Here is a 458-nt window from a genome sequence, read left to right as displayed (position 1 = left end):
TTCATAAACAACAGCTATAGCATCAGGGGTCTTCTTCACTTGCTCTTCAAACAAATCAACTACAGTCTTATCTTTTGGATAAGCAACTGCCGTATCATTAAATGAATACAATAACTCGTGCTGCTCTTCTTTTGGTAAAATAACCAGACTCATTACACTTGATTCTTCGCTTTTTATTGCTTCCAGAAGTTCCGTAAGCGCCTCTTTCATATACTCAACTATCCTCTGAGAACCAATACTCTGATCAATCTGAGACTTTAATCCAAAATCATCTCCATAATCATCTACACTTAAGGTAAAAGGATAATTGGTACGTTCATGACTGCTCAGAACTGTAATCCCTGAATCAAATTCATTTACATGATCTTCATGTGATAAAACAGGTGAGGAATGACGGTAATTCAGCAATGCACTGAAGAATGCCATATCATTGCTTATTCCACTCCAATTCTGGATAT

Annotated in this window: 1 pseudogene; it reads right to left on the bottom strand. The window is 36.5% G+C overall.

Going from position 1 to position 458, the window contains the following annotated elements:
• A pseudogene (locus FLA105534_RS00485) lies at positions 1-458 on the bottom strand (hypothetical protein); the annotation flags it as partial.

It is taken from the genome of Flavobacterium collinsii, from assembly GCF_902804485.1.
GTDB classification, from domain to species: domain Bacteria; phylum Bacteroidota; class Bacteroidia; order Flavobacteriales; family Flavobacteriaceae; genus Flavobacterium; species Flavobacterium collinsii.
Note: the sequence above shows the minus strand (reverse complement) of the source record. Positions and strands in the feature narration are given on the sequence as shown.